The 3,760-nt window shown below is 61.2% G+C and carries 5 protein-coding genes; 1 reads left to right on the forward strand and 4 read right to left on the reverse strand.

The window, feature by feature from the left end:
- Positions 1–100 precede the first annotated feature (100 nt).
- The 4 genes from EN969_RS20975 to hslV all read right to left on the reverse strand — a co-directional run bounded on the left by EN969_RS20975 (position 101) and on the right by hslV (position 2,975).
- On the reverse strand, positions 101–646 hold the full coding sequence (locus EN969_RS20975) for a DUF2585 domain-containing protein (RefSeq protein ID WP_224618702.1): 546 nt from the start codon (positions 644–646) through the stop codon (positions 101–103).
- A gap of 106 nt (positions 647–752) precedes the next feature.
- Positions 753–1,922: a hypothetical protein gene (locus tag EN969_RS20980; RefSeq protein WP_063169776.1), complete on the reverse strand. Its 1,170-nt coding sequence runs from the start codon at positions 1,920–1,922 to the stop codon at positions 753–755.
- On the reverse strand, positions 1,919–2,434 hold the full coding sequence (locus EN969_RS20985) for a GNAT family N-acetyltransferase (protein ID WP_024502003.1): 516 nt from the start codon (positions 2,432–2,434) through the stop codon (positions 1,919–1,921). The genes EN969_RS20980 and EN969_RS20985 overlap by 4 nt, the downstream gene beginning before the upstream one ends.
- On the reverse strand, positions 2,424–2,975 hold the full coding sequence (gene hslV, locus EN969_RS20990) for an ATP-dependent protease subunit HslV (RefSeq protein WP_013528351.1): 552 nt from the start codon (positions 2,973–2,975) through the stop codon (positions 2,424–2,426). The genes EN969_RS20985 and hslV overlap by 11 nt, the downstream gene beginning before the upstream one ends.
- A gap of 242 nt (positions 2,976–3,217) precedes the next feature.
- Between hslV and hisB the strand changes: the two genes are divergently transcribed.
- A partial coding sequence (gene hisB / locus EN969_RS20995) for an imidazoleglycerol-phosphate dehydratase HisB (protein ID WP_127419359.1) occupies positions 3,218–3,760 on the forward strand: 543 nt, incomplete at its 3' end.

Consider the following 3,760-nt stretch of genomic DNA (forward strand, 5'->3'; position numbering starts at 1 on the left):
GCGCAAGGCAATGGCCACGGCGCGCTTGGCGTCCTTCTGGCCGATGATGAAGCGGTCGAGTTCCGAAACGATTTCGCGGGGAGAAAATGTGCTCATATCACTAAATTCCACTTTGCCACTGCTTGATGGCCTCGAACGGATGCAGCAGCATGATCACGTTGAGTGTCAGATTGTCCCGGATGAGGTAGCCGGTGCCGAGTTCGAAGATGATGGCGAGGCTGACGATCACCCATATAGGTAGCCTTCGCGCCATCACAAATCCCAGCACCATGGCCAGTGTGTCCGACACCGAATTGATGATGCTGTCGCCATAGTAATCGAGCGAAATGGTGCCGGCGCGGTAGCGGTCGATGATGAACGGGCTGTTTTCCAGCAGCTCCCAGCCGCCCTCGATGAAGACGGCGAACGCCAGCCTCAGGCCGATCGGCGAACGCGGGAACAGGAACCGCGCCAGCGCATAGAACAGGAAGCCGTGGATGATGTGTGAGAAGGTGTACCAGTCCGAAATGTGCTGGGAATTCTCCGAACTGTTCACCACGCCATGCCAGAGCTTGACGTAGCCGCAGGTGCAGATCGGCGTCCGCCCCATGCCGTAGAGCGCCCCGGCCTGGAAGATGACCAGGGCAAGCACCAGCAGAAGCCCCATCCGCCAGCTGTCTTCGTAGGCCGAATAGCTGTTTTCCGTGGCCGGTGTCGTCATCGATTCATTCCCCCTCGTTTCGCGTCGCCGTCTCGACCATCACAAAGCCCTGTCACGCCTTCAGCGGCGGCAGCCGGCGGATCACGGCCGCCGGCAAGGTGAGGTTGACCACAATCCGCCGGATACGCTGCCAGCCGGCCCCGAACAGAATAATCAGCGCGCCAACAACGACCAGGATCAAGGCAAAAGGCGGGATGCCCGTCGAATCGGAGGCGGAATTCACCAGATAATAGATGCCCAGCGAGCCGAAGTAAGCCAATGTAGGAACCAGAAGCGAACGGCGGTCTATGGCCAGCGCGACATAGAGGAAGCCAAGGATCAGAATCGTCAGCATGATGGTTGCATTGGCATCCGGCGCGATATGTCCGAATACGACGTTTTGGCCGGTTGCCATGATAAAGAGCGGATGCACCAGCATCGGCGCCGAGACGACATGCAGCCAGAAAGCGCAATCGGACCAGATCTTGCGTCGATCCCTGTCGTAAATGTCAAAAGCGACACCCGTTGCGAACACGATCAGGCCGCAGATCAGCGGCATGTAAAGGGCCGCGCGAAGCAATTCGGGAACGTCCTCGAGGCGCGGCGGCGCAATCGCGCCGGTTGTCACACTGTCATACAGGATTATCGCCGTTTGCAGGAAGGCAAGCAGTGTGAAGGCGATGGCGATAGTCCCGGCAATGATGGGGACGCGAAAGCGCCAGAAATAGATCGCCGCCGCGATTATTCCTCCGCCCAGGAACAGATATCCGGCCCGGGACGCCGTCTGGCGCAACGCCAATAGCTGCCAGATGGTTTCCGGCTTGCGTATGCCGAAGCTGGCCTCCACTTGCAGCGCCAGAGCGGCCAGAATGGCGGCCATGAAAATCAGGGCAAGCACGGACGACGATAGCTTCATCCGGTGCTGACGCGTGACGATTTCGGCGAGCCCCCAGGCGAAAACCGCGAAGATGCCGGCGATCCAGAATGTCTGGCCTGGAAGCAAGGTGGTGAGGACAAAGAAGAAGCCGGCGCTGAGCAGAACGGTTCCCACGGTGACGAACAGATCGTTGCCGCCGCCGACCAGCCGCAGGTTTTCCTCGTCACCCTCGTCACTCTCATCATCGGCGCGCCTGGCCTCGGGGGCGAGAGCGACCGCGCGTTCCATGGCCTCCAACTGATCGCGCAAGGTCTGCGAGATCAAACCTTTCGCGACTGCCTTGTCGAGGGTTTCGGCGCTGATCAATTGGGCTCCTGCGTCGCGTCGCGCGCCATCATCAGGGCTGGCCCGTACTCCGATGTTCTGGTGTCAAAGGCAACAAAGCCGGCCTTTTCGTAGGCGCGGATCGCCCTGACATTGGCGGGATCCGGGTCGATGATGACGCGCGGAACACCTTCCTCGAAAAGCTGTTCGACGAATTGGCGCACGATCGCCGAGCCATGGCCACGCCCGACCAGCTCCGGCACGCCGATCGACACGTCGATGCCGAGCGTGCCGAACGGCTGGTCGGCGTAGGGGTGGTCGTCTTCCAGATGCGGGTCGTAGCTCTGCAGATAGGCGATCGGCTTGCCGTCGAGCTCGACGATCAGCGGCTCGACGGAAATCGAGTCGATATGATCGCTAATCCCGGCGATTTCCGTCTCCGGATCGTCCCACCACTCTGCAACATGCGGCTGGGCAAGCCAGCCGGCGATCATCGGCAGGTCTTTCTCCGTCACCGGCCGAAAATCATAGGTCACCACCTCTTCAGGCGGCATCGAGCGTTTCGACGACGAAATTGTTGTTGGTGTAGACGCAGATGTCGGATGCGATCTGCATCGCCTTGCGGGCGATCTCCTCGGCATCCTTGTCGCTGTCCATCAGCGCGCGGGCCGCGGCCAGCGCGTAATTGCCGCCCGAACCGATGGCCATGACGCCGAATTCGGGTTCGAGCACGTCGCCGGTGCCGGTCAGCGCCAGCGAGACTGACTTGTCTGCCACCAGCATCATCGCTTCCAGCCGGCGCAGATAGCGGTCGGTGCGCCAGTCCTTGGCGAGCTCGACGCAGGCGCGCGTCAGCTGGTCGGGATATTGTTCGAGCTTGGCCTCGAGCCGCTCCAAAAGCGTGAAGGCGTCGGCGGTGGCGCCGGCGAAACCGGCAATCACATTGCCGCCCTTGCCGATGCGGCGCACCTTCTTGGCGTTGCCCTTCATGATGGTCTGGCCAAGGCTGACCTGGCCGTCGCCGGCGATCACCACCTTGTTGCCCTTGCGCACCGTCACGATGGTCGTGGCGTGCATGGTCAGTTCATTGGACATTTCTTGGGCTCCGAGCAGCGCCATCCCGATAAGGCGATTGGCGCGGTACGAGTAACTTTGATCGGCCATATGTATGCATGGGGCCGGTGATTGCAAATCGCTCTCTGGCAAGGCCGATACCGATGCCGGAGGCAACTGGCAATCGCCGGATCATGCTGCTAGAAGGCTTTCGTTTTCAAGCCTGCGAGCGCTTGAAGCCTCTGAGCCGGTCACGATGTGAACCTCTGGACAAGGATAGAGTGATGCCGCCCCGTTCCGCCGAAGCGAGCCGTAAGACCAAGGAAACCGACATCTCCGTGTCGGTCCATGTCGACGGGTCCGGCAAGTCGGATATCGCTACGGGCGTCGGCTTCTTCGATCATATGCTGGACCAGCTGTCGCGCCATTCCCTGATCGACATGACGGTCAGGGCCAAGGGCGACCTGCATATCGACGATCACCACACGGTCGAGGACACCGGCATCGCGCTCGGCCAGGCCTTGACCAAGGCGCTCGGCGAGCGGCGCGGCATCATGCGCTATGCCTCGATCGACCTTGCCATGGACGAGACGCTGACGCGCGCCGCGATCGATGTGTCCGGCCGTCCCTTCCTGGTCTGGAACGTTTCCTTCTCGTCGCCGAAGATCGGCACCTTCGACACCGAACTGGTGCGCGAGTTCTTCCAGGCGCTGGCGCAGAATGCCGGCATTACGCTGCATGTCACCAACCACTATGGCGCCAACAACCATCACATCGCCGAGACCTGCTTCAAGGCGGTGGCGCGCGCGCTGCGCGCTGCTCTCGAA

The sequence above is a fragment of the Mesorhizobium sp. M7A.F.Ca.CA.003.01.2.1 genome, assembly GCF_003998945.1.
GTDB lineage: Bacteria > Pseudomonadota > Alphaproteobacteria > Rhizobiales > Rhizobiaceae > Mesorhizobium > Mesorhizobium ciceri.